The organism is Clostridium sp. NSJ-145 (assembly GCF_021044725.1).
Lineage (GTDB): Bacteria > Bacillota > Clostridia > Clostridiales > Clostridiaceae > Clostridium > Clostridium disporicum_B.
The window spans coordinates 26,674-50,545 of the sequence record NZ_JAJNOS010000013.1; the positions used below are offsets into that span (position 1 = coordinate 26,674).

21 protein-coding genes and 7 tRNA genes are annotated in these 23,872 nt (G+C 29.0%); all 28 read right to left on the reverse strand.

The window, feature by feature from the left end:
* Nucleotides 1-28: 28 nt before the first annotated feature.
* The gene (hpt, locus tag LQE93_RS12190; RefSeq protein WP_055265031.1) at nt 29-568 is read right to left on the reverse strand and encodes a hypoxanthine phosphoribosyltransferase; all 540 of its coding nucleotides are present in this window, start codon (nt 566-568) and stop codon (nt 29-31) included.
* 4 nt (nt 569-572) lie between these two features.
* Nucleotides 573-1,967, reverse strand: a complete 1,395-nt coding sequence (gene tilS / locus LQE93_RS12195) for a tRNA lysidine(34) synthetase TilS (protein WP_231073856.1) — start codon at nt 1,965-1,967, stop codon at nt 573-575.
* A 200-nt stretch (nt 1,968-2,167) separates the two neighbouring features.
* Nucleotides 2,168-4,543, reverse strand: coding sequence for a stage II sporulation protein E (gene spoIIE, locus LQE93_RS12200; RefSeq protein ID WP_186839704.1), 2,376 nt, complete (start codon nt 4,541-4,543; stop codon nt 2,168-2,170).
* A gap of 352 nt (nt 4,544-4,895) precedes the next feature.
* Nucleotides 4,896-4,982, reverse strand: a tRNA-Leu gene (locus LQE93_RS12205).
* A 5-nt stretch (nt 4,983-4,987) separates the two neighbouring features.
* A tRNA-Met gene (locus tag LQE93_RS12210) sits at nt 4,988-5,064 on the reverse strand.
* 5 nt (nt 5,065-5,069) lie between these two features.
* Nucleotides 5,070-5,145: transfer RNA gene (locus LQE93_RS12215), tRNA-Met, on the reverse strand.
* 23 nt (nt 5,146-5,168) lie between these two features.
* A tRNA-Leu gene (locus LQE93_RS12220) sits at nt 5,169-5,255 on the reverse strand.
* A gap of 5 nt (nt 5,256-5,260) precedes the next feature.
* Nucleotides 5,261-5,337, reverse strand: a tRNA-Met gene (locus LQE93_RS12225).
* 4 nt (nt 5,338-5,341) lie between these two features.
* Nucleotides 5,342-5,417: transfer RNA gene (locus LQE93_RS12230), tRNA-Met, on the reverse strand.
* A gap of 25 nt (nt 5,418-5,442) precedes the next feature.
* A tRNA-Leu gene (locus LQE93_RS12235) sits at nt 5,443-5,529 on the reverse strand.
* A gap of 302 nt (nt 5,530-5,831) precedes the next feature.
* Nucleotides 5,832-6,233 carry a S1 domain-containing RNA-binding protein gene (locus LQE93_RS12240; protein WP_055265037.1) on the reverse strand — a complete coding sequence of 134 codons (402 nt, stop codon included), beginning with the start codon at nt 6,231-6,233 and terminating at the stop codon, nt 5,832-5,834.
* Between the two features lie 80 nt (nt 6,234-6,313).
* Entirely contained in the window at nt 6,314-6,595 is a 282-nt protein-coding gene (locus LQE93_RS12245; protein WP_055265039.1) for an FtsB family cell division protein, read from the reverse strand.
* A 95-nt stretch (nt 6,596-6,690) separates the two neighbouring features.
* The gene (gene yabQ / locus LQE93_RS12250) at nt 6,691-7,083 is read right to left on the reverse strand and encodes a spore cortex biosynthesis protein YabQ (protein ID WP_055265041.1); all 393 of its coding nucleotides are present in this window, start codon (nt 7,081-7,083) and stop codon (nt 6,691-6,693) included.
* A gap of 6 nt (nt 7,084-7,089) precedes the next feature.
* A complete protein-coding gene (gene yabP, locus LQE93_RS12255; protein WP_055265043.1) occupies nt 7,090-7,383 on the reverse strand; it encodes a sporulation protein YabP in 294 nt (97 codons plus the stop codon).
* Nucleotides 7,384-7,435: 52 nt separating this feature from the next.
* A complete protein-coding gene (locus tag LQE93_RS12260; protein ID WP_055265045.1) occupies nt 7,436-7,696 on the reverse strand; it encodes an RNA-binding S4 domain-containing protein in 261 nt (86 codons plus the stop codon).
* Nucleotides 7,697-7,765: 69 nt separating this feature from the next.
* On the reverse strand, nt 7,766-8,041 hold the full coding sequence (locus tag LQE93_RS12265; protein WP_032116936.1) for an HU family DNA-binding protein: 276 nt from the start codon (nt 8,039-8,041) through the stop codon (nt 7,766-7,768).
* A 234-nt stretch (nt 8,042-8,275) separates the two neighbouring features.
* Nucleotides 8,276-9,724, reverse strand: a complete 1,449-nt coding sequence (gene mazG, locus LQE93_RS12270; protein WP_186837762.1) for a nucleoside triphosphate pyrophosphohydrolase — start codon at nt 9,722-9,724, stop codon at nt 8,276-8,278.
* A gap of 19 nt (nt 9,725-9,743) precedes the next feature.
* Nucleotides 9,744-11,273 (reverse strand): putative polysaccharide biosynthesis protein, encoded by a 1,530-nt coding sequence (locus tag LQE93_RS12275; RefSeq protein ID WP_186837761.1) that lies wholly within the window; start codon nt 11,271-11,273, stop codon nt 9,744-9,746.
* A gap of 126 nt (nt 11,274-11,399) precedes the next feature.
* A complete protein-coding gene (spoVT, locus tag LQE93_RS12280) occupies nt 11,400-11,948 on the reverse strand; it encodes a stage V sporulation protein T (RefSeq protein WP_055265051.1) in 549 nt (182 codons plus the stop codon).
* Nucleotides 11,949-12,178: 230 nt separating this feature from the next.
* Complete coding sequence (locus LQE93_RS12285; RefSeq protein WP_055265053.1) at nt 12,179-13,222, reverse strand: peptidylprolyl isomerase; 1,044 nt, start codon at nt 13,220-13,222, stop codon at nt 12,179-12,181.
* A 90-nt stretch (nt 13,223-13,312) separates the two neighbouring features.
* Nucleotides 13,313-16,828: a transcription-repair coupling factor gene (mfd, locus tag LQE93_RS12290; RefSeq protein WP_231073888.1), complete on the reverse strand. Its 3,516-nt coding sequence runs from the start codon at nt 16,826-16,828 to the stop codon at nt 13,313-13,315.
* 15 nt (nt 16,829-16,843) lie between these two features.
* Nucleotides 16,844-17,422 (reverse strand): aminoacyl-tRNA hydrolase, encoded by a 579-nt coding sequence (gene pth / locus LQE93_RS12295; RefSeq protein WP_055265057.1) that lies wholly within the window; start codon nt 17,420-17,422, stop codon nt 16,844-16,846.
* 189 nt (nt 17,423-17,611) lie between these two features.
* Nucleotides 17,612-18,727, reverse strand: a complete 1,116-nt coding sequence (locus LQE93_RS12300) for a S1C family serine protease (RefSeq protein WP_231073858.1) — start codon at nt 18,725-18,727, stop codon at nt 17,612-17,614.
* A gap of 25 nt (nt 18,728-18,752) precedes the next feature.
* Nucleotides 18,753-20,159 (reverse strand): HAMP domain-containing sensor histidine kinase, encoded by a 1,407-nt coding sequence (locus tag LQE93_RS12305; protein ID WP_055265061.1) that lies wholly within the window; start codon nt 20,157-20,159, stop codon nt 18,753-18,755.
* A gap of 2 nt (nt 20,160-20,161) precedes the next feature.
* A complete protein-coding gene (locus LQE93_RS12310) occupies nt 20,162-20,848 on the reverse strand; it encodes a response regulator transcription factor (RefSeq protein ID WP_055265063.1) in 687 nt (228 codons plus the stop codon).
* 145 nt (nt 20,849-20,993) lie between these two features.
* Nucleotides 20,994-21,953 (reverse strand): ribose-phosphate diphosphokinase, encoded by a 960-nt coding sequence (locus tag LQE93_RS12315; RefSeq protein WP_186837756.1) that lies wholly within the window; start codon nt 21,951-21,953, stop codon nt 20,994-20,996.
* A gap of 72 nt (nt 21,954-22,025) precedes the next feature.
* The gene (glmU, locus tag LQE93_RS12320; RefSeq protein ID WP_186837755.1) at nt 22,026-23,396 is read right to left on the reverse strand and encodes a bifunctional UDP-N-acetylglucosamine diphosphorylase/glucosamine-1-phosphate N-acetyltransferase GlmU; all 1,371 of its coding nucleotides are present in this window, start codon (nt 23,394-23,396) and stop codon (nt 22,026-22,028) included.
* Between the two features lie 178 nt (nt 23,397-23,574).
* Entirely contained in the window at nt 23,575-23,856 is a 282-nt protein-coding gene (gene spoVG, locus LQE93_RS12325) for a septation regulator SpoVG (RefSeq protein ID WP_055265069.1), read from the reverse strand.
* Nucleotides 23,857-23,872 lie beyond the last annotated feature (16 nt).

Below are 23,872 nucleotides of genomic sequence, written 5' to 3' on the forward strand. Positions count from 1 at the left end.
CTTCACTTAAAATCTATTTGCCTAAATATTATTTTTCGTAAACTGATCTTTTTAAAATTCCTACAAAAGGTAAATTTCTATATCTATTAGCATAGTCTAATCCATATCCAACTAAGAATTCATCTGGAACCTCAAATCCAATATATTTTACATCTATATCAACCTTTCTTCTAGCTGGTTTACTTAATAATGTAACTATCTCTATAGATTTTGCATTTCTTCCTTTAAGGAAATCAACTAAATATTCTAAAGTAATTCCACTATCTATTATATCCTCTGCTATTATTACATCTTTACCTTCTATACTATTATCTAAATCCTTAAGAATTCTTACTACTCCAGAACTTTCTGATGATTCTCCATAGCTTGATACAGACATAAAATCCATTTCACATGGAATAGAAATATTTCTAACTAGGTCTGAAACAAATATTACTGAACCTTTTAATACCCCTATAACTAATAAATCTTTCCCTGCGTATTCCTCGCTTATAGCTTTTCCTAATTCCTTTATTTTTAAAGCTATTTTTTCCTCACTTAATAGTATTTCTTGAACGTCATTCACCATTTTTTTAAACCCTTTCCTTAAATGTTATTTTTAATATTTGTTTTGTATTACTAGTTACTTTAAATTGTTCAGAAACTTTGACATCTACAACCCAAGCTATTTTTTCATCAAAACAAACTATAGGAATTATGTCTCTACTTTCCTTTGGAATCTTTAAATTTATAAAGATATCTTTTAGCTTTTTAGTACCCTTCATTCCTATAGGCACCATTTTATCTCCATCTTTACGGTATCTTACAATAATTCCTTCTTCTATCTTATCATAATCAAAAAACTTTATTAAGTCATTATTGGAAAATTCTATGTTATTTTTTTTGTTGATAATTTGCATATCAATTTTATAGTTATCAAACTCAAATTGGTTTATTAACTCTTCTTTTTTAATATAAATTTCTTTATCTTTAATCTTTTCATTTTTGCTTTTTCTCTGTCTAAATATTATATCCCCATAAACATTTTGAACTATTATCCCATTTGTTAAATGTATCTCTTTATTAGTTCCCAATTTTGATAACTCTATAATATCTACTATATGCTTCATTTCAAAGTTCTTATGAGAATTTGAAATCTTTTTAAAACCTCTCTTTAATACCCGAGTTATTATAGCTTCCTTTTCTTCTTCAAAAAGCTTTTTACTTACAATAATTGCATCATTTTTTTCTTCACAATATTTGTTATAGGCTATTTCTGCAACTTCTTCTAAATATTCATTATCCTTTTGTAATAAAAAAGCCATTCTATTTAAAGTATCAATAATATCATCATTAAAATTCTCTTTCATATAAGGAAGAATATCTAATCTAACTTTATTTCTATTATATATCTTCTCATAATTGCTTTTATCTATTCTTGGATTTAATTTATAATCTTCACAATACTTTTCAATTTCATTTCTATTTAAACAAAGAATAGGTCTTATTATTCCATCTTCTCTTTTTGCCTTAATCCCTGTTAATCCGTCTAATCCACTTCCTCTCATAAGCCTCATTAAAATAGTTTCTGCTTGATCATTTGAATTATGTGCTACTGCAATCTTATCATAAGAAAACTTTTCTTTTATTTTATTAAAAGCTTTATATCTTTCTTCACGCCCTGCTAGTTCTATAGATTGACCTTCTTTTGCTGCTATAGTTGCTATATCTATTCTTTCTATATAATTTTCTACTTCTAAAGCCCTGCATAAATCTTTTGTATAATTCTCATCTTCAAGAGCTTCTTCACCTCTTAATAAATGATTTATATGTATTGCTCCTAATTTCAAATTAAATTCACTTCTTAACCTAGCTAATATATGTAATAAACATACCGAATCCGGTCCACCTGATAAAGCTACAAGAATCTTATCACCATTTTCTATAAGTCTATTTTCTATAATATACTTTCTTACTTTATCTAACACTTGTTTTCTCCTATAATTATATTTTTTTAATATTATATATATAATACCTTTACAATATTTTAATGTAAATATTTCTATCAATTAATAATTAAGATAAAAAAATAATAATCAATGAATAAAGTCAGCAATGCTGACTTTATAAGTTTTATTCAGGAACTGCCAAAGCAGTTCCATCCATAATTATTCATTATTAATTCTTACTAATAAATTGAGTATGCCTTTGAAACAACTACAGTCATATCATCAAATATCTTTCCGTTACTTAACTCCTTTGCTTTTTCCAAAATATCTCTTGATAAATATTCTGGATTATTAGTACTCTTTTCTAAATACTCTTTAACCCATTTATAATTTCCAGCATTATTTTTATCAACATCTAAAATTCCATCAGTTATTGTAACTATAATATCTCCATGTTTTATCTTTCTCTTTATTTTCTTAATTTCAATACTATCTAAAATTCCAAAAGGTAACTCAGAACTTTCTATCACCTCTACCTCTTTACCTCTCTTTATAAAGCTAACTACACCTCCGACCTTAATAAAAGAAACATCACCTGTATATAAATCAATAGAATTCATATCTAATGTTGTAAATTTTTCATCTTCATTAAACTTCATTCCCATTATAGAATTTATCGTATTTATAGATGTAGACTCATCAAAGCCTTGTTCCATAAATTTTTCTATTAGATTTACTGTTATGTTGCTTTCTGCCCCAGCTTCAGGTCCTGATCCCATACCATCACTAAGAATAGTTACATATAGTCCATTTTTATTTTTTCCAAAGCTAAAAGTATCACCAGAGTATTTTTCTCCATCCTTAGGTGTAAATGCTGCATAAGATAATATATTATATTTTGGTGTTTCTTCTATTACAAATGTACACTCATTATTATTAGGATTAATTCTACATCCATCATCAGTTAACGATAATGGTATCTTTATTAAATCACTTATTACCGGTAATACATTCTTTATACAATAACTACATCCTTCACAATTATCTCTTTTAACCTTTATTTTTAAATGGCCACATCTATCAGTATAACTATATAAATCATTATATTTTATATTATTTTTCACGAATGTTTTTCTTAACAGCTTGTCTACTTCCATACAATTAGTAACATCTTTTTCAAAATCTCTTATAATATCATCCATTGCTATAGACATATTATTCATTTGATTAGCAATTAATTTTCTACCTTCTACTAGCCTATTTTTCACATTTTCATTTACAGTATAATTATTAAGTAAATTTTCGGTTCCTTTTAATAAAGTATTTAACTTAACACACTTTCTATCTAAATCTTTTGGAATTATAATTTTTCCACTTTCACAACTACCTATTAATTCACCAAAACACGAAAAAGTAGTATGAAGCTCTCTTCCCCAACATTTATTATTCAATTCACAATTAGAACACACTCTATCAGCCAGATTTTCTATCAATGCTACACTCTTATTTTTAATAAGTAAATTATTATTTTCAGATAAATTATTTAAAGAATCCGATATTGTGTTTAATATATTTTTGAACCCATCTAATCTATCCATGAATTCATTCTTTATTCCTTGAATCTGTATTTCATTTATATTTTTACTTTTTTCTTCATTATTTATTTCTGCTAATATATCTTTAATAAAATTATTAGGAATTAAAAGTAACCAAATCGCAGATATACTCACTTGAAAGATATTAGCTAGTCCTATACTATCAGAGTACATAACAACTAAAAAATAAGCTATTATATATGCTAATGCAGAGAATATTTTACCAGTATCTTTAAATATCCCGACAATCAATCCACATATACTATAGAGGCCTATTGGCAAAAATAAGTTTTTTGTTGTTATTCCTATTATAATTCCCATAGTTACTCCAAGTATAGTTCCTGCTGAGATCCCACCAGAATACGCAATTGTAATTACTGCAATTAATCCTAAAAGATCTCTTATTTTTATACCTAGAAGTTCAAATCCACCTATTCCTGCAACTATTAAACATAGTATTATAGCAATACTTATAAGTTCTTCTACAGAAAATATATAGTTTGTCTTTATTTCAGATAAACAACTTACACCATAATTAATAATATAGAAAAATGGTATTATTGATATAGCCTCTATAATTGAAAATCCTAAATTTATACCTATTCCTTGATTTCCAATAACAGTTCCTAAAGCCACATAAATTGTAGTTGTTATTAAAAACAATATCTTCTTGCTTATTTTTTTATCTAACTTATTCATTACATATCCATATGTAACAATAGATACAGCTATTATAAAATATATAAATGCATTATCAATAACCTTATAGGTACTTAAATATCCTAAACTAACTGAAACAAAAGCAGTTAAATATTCTCTTTCTTGTCTCTTAATTATTGTAGATATTAAGTAAGCTATTCCAAAAGGTGCTAAAGTTAAACCTTCAACAAAATTAAGGTTTACTCTTCCTAATGTAATCCCTATAACAAAGGCTACTATCATCGTAGCTAAGTTGCTTTCCAAATTTATTTTTCTTTTATTTACTCTTTTATATGTAGGTACCTTAACCTCGTATTGCATAACACTCACCCTTTTCCATAATTTGTATATTGATTATAACATTTCATTAATCTACTATTATGTCAGTTAATGTACCTACATAGCTTTTTTCATAAGACAAGATAATATTTTTTTCTATTTATATATATAGTTTTATAGTTAAGATTACATAAAATCTTTTTACTACCTAATTTAAAAATCTATTTTTTGTCGCAAAACCTAATTTAAGATAAATTTTTCGAAATTAATTATAGTAATAATTTCTTGTATAAATTCATAGAATATTTTTTAAATAAAAAAATCTCACATTTCGTGAGATCATTTAAACATTATTTAGAAATAAAAAAAAGACTTAAAACTAAGTTTTAAGTCTTGGTGCTGAAGACCGGAATCGAACCGGTACGGTATCGCTACCGCAGGATTTTAAGTCCTGTGCGTCTGCCTGTTCCGCCACTTCAGCGTATCTGGTAGCGGAAATAGGACTTGAACCTACGACACCTCGGGTATGAACCGAGTGCTCTAGCCAGCTGAGCTATTCCGCCATGTTTGGTTGCGGGGGCAGGACTTGAACCTACGACCTTCGGGTTATGAGCCCGACGAGCTGCCAACTGCTCCACCCCGCGTTATTGTTAAACTAAATTCAACTTGGTGCTGAAGACCGGAATCGAACCGGTACGGTATCGCTACCGCAGGATTTTAAGTCCTGTGCGTCTGCCTGTTCCGCCACTTCAGCGTATTTGGTAGCGGAAATAGGACTTGAACCTACGACACCTCGGGTATGAACCGAGTGCTCTAGCCAGCTGAGCTATTCCGCCATGTTGGTTGCGGGGGCAGGACTTGAACCTACGACCTTCGGGTTATGAGCCCGACGAGCTGCCAACTGCTCCACCCCGCGTTATTAAAGTTGAATTTAGTTTATTTGGTGCTGAAGACCGGAATCGAACCGGTACGGTATCGCTACCGCAGGATTTTAAGTCCTGTGCGTCTGCCTGTTCCGCCACTTCAGCACGTTTTGTTGTCGCCGCCTGACGACAAAATTAATTATATATTATGATTATTATACTGTCAACACATTTTTTATTTTTTTTTAATTTTTATCAATTTTACGATGTAATCAGCATCAAACTTTACCCTCAAACCTAGTAATATAGCCATTCTTTTAATATTTAAAAAAGTAGTTTTTTTGTTAATTTATTAGGCTTATTATGTCTCCAAACTCTATATTTATTAAAAAAATAACTAAAAATAAAAAAATAAAGACTGCCTTTACACAATCTTTATTATCTATATATATTATATATAACTCTAATTAAAAGCTTTTTTTGCTTCTACCTTTAAATTCTTGATTTTTCTTATAATCTTGTTGTCTTTCTTCACTATCTTTTAAGAATCTAGACATTATATCTTCGAAATTAGCTGTATTAGTTTTTTTCTTTTCTGTACCCCATTCGAATTCTGCTGGTTTTACTGATTTCTTCTTAACATTAGCTTGTTTAATAGATAAGCTGATTTTTCCATTATCATCGATTGAAATAACTTTTACTTTTACTTTATCTTGTTCATTAAGATGTTCTCTTATATCCTTAACAAAAGAGTCTGCAACCTCTGAGATATGGACTAATCCAGTCTTTCCTTCTATCTCTACAAACGCTCCAAAATTTGTGATATTAACCACTGTACCTTCTAATATTTTTCCTGCCGCTAATGTCATGCTACAAAGAATCCTCCTTAAATTTTTAATAAATATATGTCATTATTAATAATAACCCTTTTAGTAATATGTTAATCATCTTACTCTTGAGGCTCTGAAGGAAGTATTATTTGTTCACCTTCCTTAATAAGTCCAAGTCTTTCTCTTGCTAACTTTTCTAGGTAATCGTAATTCGATTGTACCCTTTCTAACTCAGCTTGTAATTTTCTGTTTTCTTCTTTTTTTTCATTGAGTTGTTCACTTTTTTTAGCTATATCATTATTTATTCTTTTTATAGCCATAGTTTGTTTAACAACATTAAATCCAAATACTACAAACAGAATAATAATTACTATGCTTCTTAAGGTTATCTTTTTCCTCATAAATATAGAACCCTCTTTTTAATAATCTATATTTATATTTTAAACACTCTACATATTTTATTCAAGTCATTTTTATACAACTTATAGCTTCTCTTCTAATTATTTTTCCCCATAATATTATAAAATATAATTTTAAATGGATATAATACATTCTTAACTACTATTCTTGACATCTTTCCTAAAAAATTTAACATCTTAATCTCAAATTTTAAACAAATTGGGCTAACTAACTTTAAATAAATAAACAATGTTGCAAGCATAAATAAATATACGTATGCTCCTAAAAATGCATAATTGGTGTAAAGCAAGAAACAAAATACCACTAAGGCAGCTAAAATCCAAAATAATATATCTTCAATTGCAATTATTATTTTAGGAACTTTACTGCCTCTTATAATTCTATACAAATCAAACATAGCTCCTGTCAATATACCAGCTAATATTGAGTATAAAATTATATTAAACTGTGCACTTGTTGGTAATGGCATAATACTCTACTTAAATAGCCTTCCAATTATACTTTCTTTTTCTTTTTTCATTTCTTTGCCACTATACACCATTGACCATACATCTCCAACTATTGTTACATCTCCATTTTGAACATCTAATTTATTCATCTTTAATTCAGTTCCTTTTATAGTTAGCGCCCCTAATTTTGTATTTAGTAATATCTTTTCTTCATCGAAGCTTATTACTTCTACTACTCCTGAAAGTGTAAGCTTCTTCCTATTTTCTAAGATCAGATTTCCTTTATTTTCTTCTATTTTGCTTATATCTTTTTTTTCCATAACTACTCCCCCATATACTTCTTGTTTAAAATATATGAGTAAGTATCCTATTTTATTCTTTATCCTCTTCGCCTTCTAATATCTCATACATTGCTTTAGCATTTTCTTTTCTCACATGTTCAGCAATATTTACTATCTTTGCCTTAAGGCTTCTAGTTGCAAAAGCTATTTCTATTATATCGCCTTCTTTTACAACTGTAGATGGCTTTGCAACCTTACCATTTATAGAAACTCTTCCACCTTCACAAGCTTCTTTAGCTACCGTTCTTCTCTTTATTATTCTAGATACTTTTAAGTATTTATCTAGCCTCATAACTTACCTCTCCTTTTAAATATATATTTATATTATAAAAACCCGAGTAATCTCGGGTTTCTACTACTACTACTTGTTAACTTTTTCTTTAAATTCTTTTCCTGCTTTGAATACTGGAACTACAGATGCAGGGATGCTTATAACTTCTTTAGTTCTTGGATTTCTTCCTTCTCTAGCTGCTCTTTCTCTAGTTTCAAAAGTACCAAATCCAACTAATTGAACTTTTTCACCATTTTCTAAAGCTTCTTGAACTGACTCAACGAAAGCCTTTAAAGCTGTTTCAGCATCTTTCTTAGTTAATTGGCTTTTTTCTGCCATTTTAGTAATTAATTCTGCTTTATTCACGATTACATCCTCCTTAAATAAACAGTTGTAGTTTCGTAGTAAACTACGATATTATGTACTATACTACATTTACCTATTATATCTCCACTTTCTTTGCTAGTCTATAGAAATATGGTTTTTTTACTATAAAAATATATTTATTACATCATTTTCATGTAATCTAGCACACAACTTATTCCTCTATAATATTTATTATGAAAAGCTTAAATATTTGTAAAAATACCTTATCTTTTGCTAATCAAATTTCTTAGCTTCTTCCCATAGTTTATTCATATCATCAAGTGATACATCATCTATGTTTTTACCAGAATCTAAAATATTTTTTTCAATGTAAGAAAATCTTTTTGAAAATTTCTTAATGCTAGTATTTAGTGCTTCCTCTTCATCTACACTTAACATTCTAGAAACATTAACACAGGCAAATAATAAATCTCCAACCTCATTTATTATCTTTTCCCTATTATTGGATTTATATACATTTAAAACTTCTTTTAATTCTTCTTCTACCTTTGTTGCCGCCTCATTTACGTCTTCAAAATCAAATCCAACTTTAGACACTTTCTTTTGAACTTTATGAGCTTTAATTAAAGCTGGTAAAGTTTTAGCTATACCTTCTATTTCTTCTGATATAGTATTATACTCTTTTTCTTTTTTCTTTAGTTCTTCCCAGTTTGCTACCACTTCTTCTGATGTTTCTAGATTCTCATCTTTAAAAACATGAGGATGTCTATATATCATTTTCTTAGAAGCACTTTCTATTATATCATTAATATTGAAATATCCATCCTCTTTTCCTATTGTAGCATGGAATACAACATGTAAAAGTATATCTCCTAATTCCTCTATTAACGAATCTATATCATCTTTATCAATAGCTTCTATAACTTCATAACATTCTTCTAAGAGATTATTTTTTATACTTTCATGCGTTTGCTCTCTATCCCAAGGACACCCATTTTCTCCTCTTAAAGTTTCTATAATTTCTAAAAAGTCATAAAAGTCCTTCTTATTATTTAAATCTTTAGGAATATATACTGATGTTAAATAATCTATATCTTCCTGCATATCTAATTCGTAAAGTGGAATCTTTCTTATAGATTCTTGACCTTCTATTCCTGCCGCTCTTACATATATTATCTCAGTATCATCATTATAATGTTCTAATAATTCTAATTTAACTTCAGAAGCTATTAATCCATTATATACTTGAGTTATTATTGTTCCTATTCTTTTATCTAATATTTGATTTTTTATATCAAAAGCATCTATTATCTTTAACCCTTCTATAGGATCTATTTTTAGTCTATCCATCATGGCATCAACAAAGCTAACTGCTGGCAATATCGAATACTCAATATTATTTTTTTCACATAAATCTATTATGTTTAATACAGATCTCTCAGCTACTAGCGGATGTCCAGGAACTGCATAAACTAATTCTTTTGTTTTTCTATATTCCTCTATGATATCATTAGCTATATTTTGATAAACCTCATCAAAACTATTACCTTCTTCATAATAATTGTCGCAAGTTTTAAATCCCTTTAGTCTATCTCTTAAATAATCTACTGTAGGATGTTTCTCTGTTCTAAAATATAAATTATTGCTTTCTTCTAAAGTTTTTACTGCTCCAATAGTTAATGCTTCTGGTGCACCAGGCCCTAACCCTACTATTTTTATCATATAGTACTCTCCTTACAAATCATTTTCTAACTACCCTATTTTTAATTTCACTTATACTAAAAACTCTAAAAACTAAAATAGCTATTATATATATAATAATACCCACAAATATTGATAATAAGCAAGAAATACTATTATTATTTGTTCTTCCTATAGAAAAAATATAAGTTATACTTACCATTATTCCCATTATTAAAGATGACATTAATGGCTTTATAATTGAATCATATACATCTAACTTTGTTTTTATCTTTGTCTTTAAAGCAACTATATTAAGGATTGTAACTGTTACATACGAAGCTATACTAGCTATTACTGCTCCAAATATATTTATCTGTGGAATTGGCACTAAGAACATAGTTAATATTACTTTTACTATACATCCTATAAAAAGATTTATAACAGGCCTAATATAATGGTTTGTACCTTGCAATATGGATGTAGTAGTTTGTGTAATAATTATAAACGGTATTGATAAAGAAAGATATTTTAAAATTTCATAACCATCATAAGCTTTAAAAAATAACAACTTCATAACTGGCCCTGCTAAGCAAAATAATCCTACTGTGCAAGGAAAAGCTATTACTACTGCTAGCTTCATAGCTAAATTAGTTTTACTTTCTAATTCTACCTTTTTTCTAAGCACATAATTCTCTGCTATTATAGGTATCAAAGATGTGCCTAATGCCATAGATAGTGTCAAAGGGATATTAACAAGAACTGCTGCTTTTCCTGTTAATTGTCCATATAAGGCTGTAGGATCAGCTACTCCAGACTCTATAAGCTTTTGTGGTACTAATACAGCATCTATCAAATTCATTATAGTTCCTGCTGTAGCTCCTATTGATATAGGAATAGCCATTTTTAGTATTTTATTTAATACATCAGTGTTTGTCCTTATTTTCTTTATACCCATACTCTTTTTTACTTTTCTGTACTTAATGTATAGATATATAGATGCTATAGTTCCCCCTGCAGCTGCTCCAAATGCTGCTCCTCCTGCAGAAAACTCTATACCTCTTGGTAATAACACAAAGGCTAGTCCAACTCCTACGATTACTCTACCCACTTGTTCTAATATTTGAGATACTCCAGATGGAGTCATGTTCTGTAATCCCTGAAAAAATCCTCTAAAAATAGTCATAATAGAAACTGCTATAGGTGCAAATGAAATTCCTATTAAAGCGTAATAAGATTTTGGGTCCCATTTCAAAAAAGAAATAATAGGTTTTGCAAAGAAAAATAATACACAGGACGTACCTATTCCTAACACTAACATTAAATAAGTTGATTCTTTAACTATTTCGTATGTACCTTCTATATCTCCTACTGCATTTCTTTCTGATATCATCTTAGACATAGCTACCGGTACACCTGACGCTATAGCTACAAAAAACATATATAATGGATAAGATAATTGATAATATCCTATTCCTTCATCACCTATTAATAATATAAGTGGCCACCTAAAAAATAATCCTAAGAACTTGGCTATTATTCCAGCAGCTCCTAGAATTATACTTCCTTTAATCAAAGATTGCTTTTTCATAAAATACCTCCAAACTTATAAAGTTTTTTATCACTAATAATAATTATTATTTTAAGTTTAGAGGTATTATTACTAATTTATTCTGTAACATTAATTTTTTACAATTACGATTGCTTAATATCAACTTTATTGTTCCATTTGTTTTCCTAAAAAAGCAGCCGCAGTTTCTGCAAGCTTTAATTCAAGATCAGTGAATTTTTCATTCTCTTCTTTTGAAATTATTAATACAGCTCCTATTGCATCTCCTTCAGCAATTATTGGTGCTACAACTTGATTTGAATATAACTTTTCATCCTCATCATTATGTAGAGGGATTGTCTTGTTTTGCTCTGTAATTATTACAGCTTTTCTATCATTCATAACGTTTTCTAATTCAGAACTTATTTTTCTTTCTAAGTAATCTTTTTTAGGTGCTCCACTCGCTGATATAAATGTATCTTTGTCCGCAATTAATACAATATGTCCAATTGAGCCTTGTAAGCTTTCGGCATATTCCTTTGAAAAATCAGTTAACTCGCCTATTGGAGAATATTTTTTAAGAATTACTCCACCTTCTCTATCGGTGAATATTTCCAATGGGTCTCCTTCTCTTATTCTTAAAGTTCTTCTTATTTCTTTTGGTATAACCACTCTTCCCAAATCATCAATACGTCTAACAATTCCTGTTGCTTTCATTACTTTGAGTTACCTCCTTAAATAATTATAAATATCTTACTGCAATATTATTATTTGAGTTATTAGAAATTTTATACACATATACCCAATATTTATCCGTATCTAATCAAAGAGGAATTAATTCAATTCTATGGCAAGAAATCTAATGTTAGCTTATTTTAATATATTTTTATAATAAAAAAATTCAGAGAATAATAACATTCTCTGAATTTTAATTATATTTTATTTAATTAAAGTCTATTTTCGTAAAGTTTTACTTTATATTCTTTCTTTAATGAAGCTAGTTCATTTTCATATATACTATTTTTCTCTTCATTTTCTAAAGTAGCTTTTATTTCCTCTTTTAGTTCATCATTAAACTCTTTTGGAGTTGTTTCTGTAACATTTGTAGCCTCTATTATATGATATCCATAATATCCTTTAATAGGTTCTGAAACTTCTCCTTCTTTAAGAGGTTTTAATCCTTCTAAGAATAAAGGATCATAATTAGATTGATTATGAGAAACTGTACCTAAATCTTCAGCTATAGGTAACGCTTGATCTTCTTCAGTAGCATCTGTAGCTGTAGCTTTTGCTTTATTTCCTTCATATTCTGTAAATAAAGCATCAAAAGTAGTTTCTCCACTCTTTATTTTTTCACTTGCAGCATTTGCTTCTTCTTCCGTTTGGAATAATAAATGTCTTGCGTCAGCTTGCCCGTAATTTACATATTCATCTTTGTGTTCTTCATAATATTTATTTATTTGGTCATCAGTTATGTTTATATCTTTAAACATATCATCTTTAACCTTTTGAATTACTACTTGATTTTCTAAAAACTCTTTAAAAGTTTCATCAGTATATCCATAATACTCTTTAGCTTGTGCAAATGCTTCTTCTCCACCCCAAGCTTCTTGTATTTCAGCTGTTCTTTCAGCTACTTCTTTATCTAATTCTTCTTGAGTAGGTACTAAACCTCTCTTTTCAGCTTCTAAATAAAGTACTTTTTCTTCTACTAAAGCTTCTAAAACTTGTTGTCTTACTTCTTTTAGTCTAGCTTTAAGATCATCATCTATATTTGATTCAAAGTCTTCACCATATTGTTCCTTTAGATAATCAATATCAGCCTTTAACTCAGTATCAACATCACCTAGAGTTATTTTTTCGCTTCCAACTTTAGCTAAAACAGTATTTTGTATAGCTTCTGGAGTCTTTTGTATTAAATTACATCCTGCCATTGAAAAAGCCATTGTTGCAACGACTGCAGCAAGTACTATTCTTTTTATTCTTCTCAAATCATTTCCCTCACTTTACATATTATAGTTGCTATCTATACTAGTATATCAATAATATTCCTTTTATTCAAACTTTACCATCTGATTTTTCTATGAATTTTCAATAACCTTTAATAGCATTTCTCTATAGAATTTTAATGCTTCTTCCTTCTTTATTGTGTTTAGCTTAACTGCAAAAGAAGGGTTTTCTCCAAAATATATAACTACATTTTCTTTATAATGTTTTAATAAAATCTTATATATATTGTTGTATCCTTTAAAATCTGATGCAAATTTAAATCTAATTTCTTTTGGCATTTCTTTTATTTCTTCTATATACAATTCCTTAGCTAAGCTCTTAATATAAGCTATATCCATAAGATTATAAACAGCATCTGGTATACTAGAATATCTATCTTCTAGTTCCTCTTTAATATATTGATAATCTTCAATATTACTTATAGCAGCAATCTTTTTATAAACTTCAATCTTTTGAATTTCATCTTCAATGTATCTTGAAGGAACATAAGCATCAACCTTTATATCCACTGTTGTTTCAACAGGTTCCTTATCAATCTCTCCTTTAATAAGTTTTACTGTATCTTCTAGCATTCTACAATATAAATCATACCCTATAGTAGCCATATGTCCATGCTGTGCTGATCCCATCATATTACCAGCACCTCTTATCTCTAAGTCTCTCATTGCAATTTTAAATCCTGATCCAAGTTCTGTAAAATCTTTTAGGGCTTTCAATCTTTTCTCTGCAACTTCAGTTAGCACCTTATCTTTAGTATAGATAAAGTATGCATAAGCAATTCTATTAGATCTACCTACTCTTCCTCTTAATTGGTAAAGTTGGGATAATCCCATCTTATCTGAGTCATGAACTATCATGGTATTAACGTTTGGAATATCTATACCAGTTTCTATGATCGTTGTACATACAAGAACATTATATTCCTTATTCATAAATGCAATCATTTCTTTTTCTAATTCCTTTTCAGTCATTTGACCATGAATTATTCCTACTTTACATTCTGGAACTAAATCTTTAATATAATTAGCCATATCCTGAATAGTGCCTACTCTGTTATAAACAAAATAAACCTGACCATCTCTACTTATTTCTCTTAATATAGCATCTCTTATCAATTGGTCATTTTGCTCTACTACATATGTCTGGATAGGATATCTCTCCTCCGGTGGTGTTTCAATAACCGAAATATCTCTCACCCCAGTCAATGACATATGTAGTGTTCTAGGAATTGGCGTTGCACTTAATGTTAATACATCAACATTTTTCTTTAATCCTTTAATCTTTTCTTTTTGAGCAACCCCAAATCTTTGCTCTTCATCTATAATTAATAAACCTAAATCCTTAAACATTATATCTTTTGATACTAATCTGTGAGTTCCTATTAAAATATCAACATTACCTTCTTTTAAAGATTGTAAAGTAGCTTTTTGCTGTTTTGCTGTTCTAAATCTACTTATCATATCAATCTTAACAGGGAAGTCTGAAAATCTCTTTATAAAGTTTTTATAGTGCTGTTCAGCTAAGATAGTTGTAGGTACTAAGAATGCAACTTGCTTTCCATCCATAACAGCTTTGAATGCTGCTCTTATAGCTACTTCTGTTTTACCATATCCAACGTCTCCACAAAGCAATCTATCCATAGGTTTATCTGATTCCATATCATGCTTTATTTCCTCTAATGATGTCAATTGGTCAGGTGTTTCTTCATATGGGAACTCATCTTCAAACTGTCTTTGCCACTCTGTATCTTTAGAATATTTATAACCAGTCAAAGTAGACCTAGCTGCATATAACTTCACTAAATCTTCTGCAATTTCATTTATAGATTTTCTTACTTTAGCTTTAGCCTTTTGCCACTCAGCTCCTCCAAGTTTATTTATCTTTGGAGTTTTTCCTTCACTTCCAATATACTTCTGAACTAAATCTAATTGATCTACTGGAACATATAGTTTATCACCTTTATCATAAACTATATCTAAATAATCCCTTGTACTTCCAGCGACTTCAATTTGTTTAATACCTTTAAATACACCAATACCATGATTAGCATGTACTACATAATCCCCAGGCTTTAACTCTGCAAAGCTTCGTATTTTTGAAACACCTTTTCTTTGTGCTACTTTTTTAGTAAGCTTTCTCTTAGCTTCTCCAAATACTTCTTTATCTGAGATTATGCATAAATTTAAATCTGGATATTCAAATCCTTTAAGTAAATTACCAAAAGTAATTACAACTTCACCTGGTTTAATATCTTCTATTACATCTTTATAAACACTTTCAACTTCTCTATCTCTTAAGGTCTCAACTAACCTTTCACCTCTTACCCTTGTACCTGATAATATAACGGTTCTGTAGCCCTTACTTTTTTTATCTTTGATATCATCTATCAATAAATCTAACTGACCATGATAATGGCTTAATGTCATTTGATTAAACCCTATATCTTCATATGTTGATATCAAATCAGTATTTTCTAAAAATGTGTTTACAGCAATAACATCTTCTTTATTTATATTTATAGCAAGCTCTTCTTTATCTAATAACAACTTATTTTGAGATGGAAGAATATCTCCCCTTTGAAGAAATGCAGTATAATTTTCACTAAATTCATAATATATACTGTCGATTTTGCCTTTACATCTCTTTATATCATCTATTATAAATAAATATCCTTCTAAATAATCAAATAAACTTTCAGGTTTATCATAAAAATAAGGTAGATAACTATCTACAGTCTCAAATGTATAACTTTCTTTTAATGATTCTAAGTTCTTTCTAACAATATTAGTTAACTTATCTATTCTCTCATTATCATTTTTACTAGCGTTATCTAATATAGTATTTAATTCTTCTCTTATTTTTTCACTTGCTTTTTCTTGAACCTGAGAGTTTATTATTATCTCTTTAGCAGGGAATATATCAAAACTCTTTATCTTTTCTATACTACGTTGAGATTCAGTATTAAACGTTCTTATAGAGTCTACCTCATCTCCAAAAAGTTCAACTCTATAAGGATAAACAGACGTAGGAGGAAATACATCTAGTATCCCTCCTCTATAAGAAAATTCACCTTTTCCTTCAACAGCTTCAACTCTCTCATATCCACATTCTATTAACTTTTGAGATAATTCCTTTAAATCTAATTCAGACCCTTGTGCAATATTTATACTATAATTATAGTAATATTCTCTCGGTGTATATAAAGATGTTAAAGCATCAATAGAAGTTATAATTATCTTCTTCTCTTTATTTTGTAAAATCTCCTTAATAACTTTTAATCTAGCCCATCTCAAATCACCCGAAATAGCATCTATGTTATAAAAAACTACCTCTCTTACTGGGAAATAGTAAACATCAGTTGAGTAAAGACTTAAATCTTCATATAAATTCTTAGCCTCAATATCACTATGTGTAACTATAACTATAGAGTTTTCTCTATTTTCAAAAATACCATTTATTAAATAGCTTTTTCCAGATTCTGATAATCCATAAGCACTTAGTGGATATTGACCTTTATTCATACATCCTAATAAACGGTTAAATTCTTCATTATCTCTTAAGGGCTTCATTATCCCCTCTAATCTCATCAAAATACACCTTCCTTAATCACTTATGGCACTTGCCTTAAACCCGTTAAATTTATTCATCGCTTCTTTTGTACCTTTTGATAAAATAGTTGTAACTGCTTCTGATGTTGCCATTATTGATTCTCTTAGGATTTCTATTTCACTATTTGAAAACTTTCCTAATACATGAGAAACTAGGTCTCCCTTTGGACCTCCTACACCTATCTTAACTCTTGGAAATACATCGCTTGATAAATTGGCTATTATGCTCTTTATCCCATTATGTCCACCATGACTTCCTTTTTCTCTAATTCTTAATCTTCCTACCTCTAAGCTTATGTCATCGTATATAACAATTATTTCTTCATTAGATATTTTATAAAAATTAACTACTTCTCTTATACTTTCTCCACTTAAGTTCATATATGTTGTTGGTTTAAGTAAGATAACCTTTTTACCATTTATCATACCTTCCCCAAATATACCTTTAAATTTTATCCTATTTAATTCTATATTATACTTATCAGCTATATAATCTACAGCTTCAAAACCTATATTATGTCTAGTTCCTTCATACTCTTTTCCTGGGTTTCCTAATCCTACTATTAAAAACATCTTATAATTTCCTCCTAAGCATATAGACCTATTGTATATTATACCATTTTATCGCTACGTTTTATTATACATTTTATTTTCAATATAAAAAAGTACAAAACATCTTAACCTAAATGACAAATAAAAAAACGGCAAATTATAAATAATTTGCCTTTAATTATGTATGACCATATATCTATTATCTTAGTTTTAATTTATATTTACCTCTATCTCTTCTATAGTTCCTTCTCTTAAAACCGTACATTTTAGAACATCTCCAGGTTTTTTATTTTGAAGTACAGCAGTGGCATCATCTACAGTTATTATTGGAGTATTATCTACTTCTAGTATTATATCTGTCGGTTTAATTCCAGCTTTATAAGCATCTCCATTCTTATCTAAATCCTGAACATAAAATCCTTTATACTCAGTGTTTTTATCTGCTATTATACCACCTTCATTAATTCCCAGAACACTTTTAAATGCATTACTAGAATTAATTACAATCTGCAAATCTCTTATTTGAATTCCATAATAAAACCCACTATCTTTATTAGCCTCTGATAAACTATAACTTGCTAAACCTATTACTTCACCTTTAGAATTACAAATAGGTCCACCTGCATTTTTCTTATTTATAGGTGCACTTATTTGAAGTAATTGATATGATTTTCCTTCTAATCTTGTATTCTCTCCTATAGATGTTATTATTCCTGGGCTGACAGTATCCACAGTATTATCACCTACAGTTTTACCTAATACTGCAACCCCCTGTCCTATAAGCAACTCATCGCTTTTAGCAAATTTCACAGGCGTTAACTCTTCATCAGTTTTTATTTTTATTATAGCTAAATCAATATCTTCATTTTTTACCATTAATTTTGCATTTATAGGTTCAACGCTATTATCTGATAACTTAACAACTATATTAGAAAAATCTTTTATCAAAGAATAATTTGTAAGTATACTTCCACTTTCATCTAAAATTATCCCAGTAGTATTATTTTCATTATTCAAATTAAATCCTTCTGATGAATTTTCAATAGTAACAATTGAAGGATTTATAGTATTTATAATCTTTGTATAATCCGTTATAATCATTTCATCATTAGCAAATTCTTCAATAATTTTTATAGCATTTCCATACTTAATATCCATCATTATTCCTGAAAAAACTGCTCCTGATCCTGCTGCAATAATTAAATATATAAAAAGCTTAGCTCCAAATCTAATACTTGATTTAGTTCTCTTTTTTTTAAAACTTATATTATAATCTTTCTCTTCATAATTTTTAATTTTTTCTCTTTGAACCTTATTACGGACCATAGCATCCCCTCCAAATGCATCTTAGTTAATCAGCTCTTTTTAACGAAAAAGTAAATTTTACCCCTTTTCCGTCTATATTTTCCACCCAAACATCTTCATTATGTTGAGATAAAATCAATCTTACTATAGGTAGCCCTAATCCCGTACTTACTTTATTGGTTCTTGATTTATCACTTTTATAAAATCTATCCCAAATATTATTTAAATCTTCTTTTGATATATTTTCACCTGAGTTAAATATACTTATATATATCTTTTCTCCTTTTGTATAAGTAGTTACTTCTATTTGCCCTTTATCATTACTATATTTTATAGCATTTTCAAGAAGATTTGTTAGAACTTGAATTATTCTATCTCTATCAGCTATTACATAATTTCTCTTCTCTTCAAAAACAGCTCTTACATCTAATCCTTTACTTTTAATTTTCCCTTCAAGATTTAATATACAAAGACTTATAACTCCATTTATATCAAAATCAATCTTTTGTAAATTAAACTTACCTGCTTCCATTGCAGATATATCTAATAAATCATTTACTAATCTAGCAAGTCTATTTATCTCTTCATATACTATTTTAAAGTAATACGTTTCCTTATCCTTTGGTATAACACCATCTAAGATTCCTCCAACGAAACCCTTTATAGAAGTTATCGGAGACCTCAGCTCATGAGACACATTTGATATAAATTCTTTTCTAGTATTATCAACCTTTTCTAATGATTCAGCCATACTATTAAAAGATTCCGCTAATTGACCAATCTCATCATTTGATCTTACATCAACTCTTTCATTAACGTTTCCTTGAGTTAACCTTTTAGCGGCATTATTTATTTCTTCTAAAGGCTTAACTACTAATCTATTTGCGAAGTAATTTATAATCAAACCTGAAATTATCATTGCAACTACTATCGATATCCATATCATCCACATTATATTTTTACCTGCATAAGCACTATTAGGAATCATGATTATAGATCCTTCTATTTCCCCATTAGAATACATAGGCTTAACATAACTTAATAACTGTCCATTTTTTAATAGCACAACTGCTTTCCCATACTTTTTCATTTCATCAATTTTAGATTTAATGTTTTCTGGCATTTGAACTTTTGTATACTTAATATCATCATACTTAGAATTTGAAACTATATAAATATACCCTAATTTATCTACTACTATTCCATCAGTATTACTTGCCATACTTGCCATAGTCAAGATTTTCTCTACTTCATTATAATCATTCTCTTGTCTTAAATACCCTCTTACTGTTTCCTCTACTATAGCTATTTGTTTATCAATAATCTCTATTCTTTGTTCTGTATAACTAACATTAATCCATACAGTTGATATAAGTCCAACTAAAGTTAGTACTCCACCTGTTATTGAAGCAAAAGTTATTATTAGCTTTCTTACTATACTTCTTTTTTTCAAGCTTACTTCACCTCAAATTTATAGCCAACGCCCCAAACAGTTTGAACTTCCCAACCTTCTCCGCCTTTTATCTTTTCTCTTAATCTTTTTATGTGAACATCCACAGTTCTTGAATCTCCTGGATAATCATATCCCCATACTTCATACATTAGTTGTTCTCTTGTAAATACCTTATTAGGATTACTAGCCATAAAGTGAAGTAATTCTAATTCCTTAGGAGCTAACTTTACATTATTCCCTTTATAAACTACCTCATATGCACCAATATCTATAGTTAATCCATTAAATTTTAATAAATCATCATTTGTTGTTGGTGTAGTATATCTTCTTGAAACAGCCTTAACTCTAGCCATAAGCTCTTTTGGATCAAAAGGCTTTACTATATAATCATCTGCTCCAAGCTCTAAGGCTAATACCTTATCAAAAACTTCACCTTTAGCTGTAAGCATTATCACAGGTATGTTAGACGTCTTTCTTATATATTTAAGAACTTCCATTCCATCTTTTCCTGGTAACATAATATCTAATATTACTAATCCAATATTTTGTTCATTAACAATATTACATGCATCTATTCCATTAAAACATTGTCTTGTTTCGTATCCTGAACTTTTTAAATACATATCTATTAATTCGTTTATATGCGTATCATCATCTACAATTAAAACTTTTCCAAATTTATCATCCATTCCAATTCCACCTTCCCTTATAAATATTTTATACTATAAATATTTAAACAATAATAGTTTTCTCATAAAGTTTACATTTGTTACACAATATTAATAAAAAAAGGAGTTATTTTTGAATAACTCCTCTTTTTTTATCTCTATGTTATTAGTTCTCGAATAATTTACTTATTGGTTCATCATCGTAAATTCTCTTTATTGCTTCTGCAAATAAAGGAGCTACAGATATTGATTGGAACTTTTCTAAGTCATCTCTTTCTGGTAATGGAATAGTATTTAACATAACTAATTCCTCTATAGCAGAACCATTTATTCTTTCGAAGGCAGGTCCTGATAATACTCCATGAGTACAACAAGCATAAACATGAGTTGCGCCTAGGTCTTTTAACGCATTTGCAGCATTTGCTATAGTTCCAGCAGTATCAATCATATCATCGATTAAGATACATCTCTTTCCTTCAACATCTCCGATTATGTTCATTATTTCAGAAACATTAGCCTTTGGTCTTCTCTTATCAATTATAGCTATAGGAGCATGTAATTTATCTGCAAACTTTCTAGCTCTTGTAACACTTCCTAAGTCTGGAGATACAACAACTACGTCATCTTGATCTTCAAATCCTTTGTTAACGAAGTACTTAGCTAATATTGGTGAACCTAACATGTGATCAACTGGAATATTGAAATATCCTTGAATTTGAGCTGCATGTAAGTCCATAGTTAATACTCTATCTGCTCCGGCTGCAGTTAAAATGTCAGCAACTAATTTTGCTGTTATTGGATCTCTTGATTTTGCTTTTCTATCTTGTCTTGCATACCCATAATAAGGCATAACTGCTGTAATTCTTCCTGCAGATGCTCTCTTAAATGCATCTATCATTATTAAAAGTTCCATTAAGTTATTATTAACAGGAGAGCTTGTAGATTGTACTATAAATACATCACATCCTCTTACTGTTTCACTTATATCTACAGATATTTCTCCATCACTAAAAGTAGAAACTTTAGCTTGCCCTAGTGGAATACCTAGTAAATCAGCAATCTCTTTTGCTAATTCTGGGTGAGAATTTCCTGTAAATATCTTTATACTCTTTCCATGCGTTATCATAAGTATGAGAACCTCCTTAAAATTGCTTTACATAGTTTGTTTATAAACAAAATAAATATATATTAATTTAAATTATTTCTTTAATAATCCTCTTTTTTCTACCCATCCTGGAATATTTCTTTGTTTTGCTCTTGCTACTGCAAGTTCCCCACTCTTAACATCATCTGTTATAGTTGATCCAGCTGCGATATAAGTGTTATCCTCAACTTTAACTGGTGAAATTAAATTTGTATTACATCCAATAAAGCTATTATTTCCTATAATAGTTTTATTTTTATTTTTACCATCATAATTTACAGTAACCGTACCGCAACCAAAGTTACAGCTTTCTCCAACTTCAGCATCTCCAACATATGTTAAGTGAGATACTTTAGTATTGTTACCAATTATCGATTTCTTTATTTCAACGAAATCTCCAATTCTTACATGACTACCTATAACTGAATCTGGACGAATATATGCAAATGGTCCAACAGTAGTATTATCACCTATCTTACTATCTAAAATAACTGAAGATTGAATTTCAACTTCATTTTCTATAGTACTATTATTAATTCTTGAATTTGGATATAATGTGCATCTTTCTCCTATAACTGTATTACCTTCTAATACGTTACCTGGATATACTATTGTATCTTTTCCTATAATAACGTCAGCACCAATATAAGTATTATTTGGATCTATTAACGTAACCCCATTATCCATATGCTTTGCATTTATTCTTTTTCTTAGTATAGCTTCAACCTGAGCTAATTGAGCTCTTGAGTTAACACCTAAAGTTTCTTCAAAATCTATAACTACAGCTCCAACTTTTTCTCCTTGAGATTTAAGTATTCCTATAACATCAGTTAAGTAATACTCTCCTTGTGAGTTATTGTTAGATAACTTATCTAAAGCTTCTAATAATTTTTCTATATCAAAGCAATATACTCCCGCATTCATCTCTGTAACTTTTAATTCTTCTTCGTTACAATCTTTATGCTCAACTATCTTTAATACTTCATTTCCATCTCTGATTATTCTTCCATAACCTGTCGCATCATCTAAAATTGAAGTTAAAAGAGTTGCTTTATTATTATTTGAATTATGTTCTTCAAATAAGCTAACTACTGTTTCTTCTGTAATCAATGGCGCATCTCCACAGAATATAGCAACTGTTCCCTTCTTATCTTTTAAGAAATCTACAGCACACTTTACTGCGTGTCCTGTTCCAAGTTGCTCTGCTTGAAGCGAGTAGCTTACTTCTCTTGATGAAGTCTTTTCCTTAACTAATTCTGAACCTTTACCTATTATTACATTGATATCTGAAATGTCAGCTTTTCTTAAAGTATCAATAACATGATTAACCATTTCTTTTCCACAAACTTTATGTAGAACCTTAGGTAAATCTGATTTTATTCTAGTCCCTTGCCCAGCTGCTAAGATTAAAGCACATTTATACATAAATTCACCTCTTTTATATAAATCAAGGACAAAATTTTAATTTTATCCAAAAACGTTCGTATGTATTCTTATATATTATATTTCATAAGAATAATTATTTCAACCTTTGCTAAAAGAATATATATCATTAATTTATCCAAAAAAATAAAAGGAGTTTCATCTCCTTTTATTTTTGCAATTATTCGTTTACAACATTGACATCTTCTTGCATAGCTTCTTCATAAGCCGCTAATATAGAAGATTGCATTTTTTCTCTTGTGTCAGTGTTTATAGGATGTGCGATATCCTTAAACTCTCCATCAGGTGTCTTTCTACTTGGCATTGCAATGAATAAACCATTTTGTCCTTCGATAACTTTAATATCATGGACAACAAATTCATTATCAAAAGTTACAGAAACTATAGCTTTCATTTTTCCTTCTGTAGCTATTTTTCTGATTCTAACGTCTGTGATTGTCACTTCACTTCACCTCCAG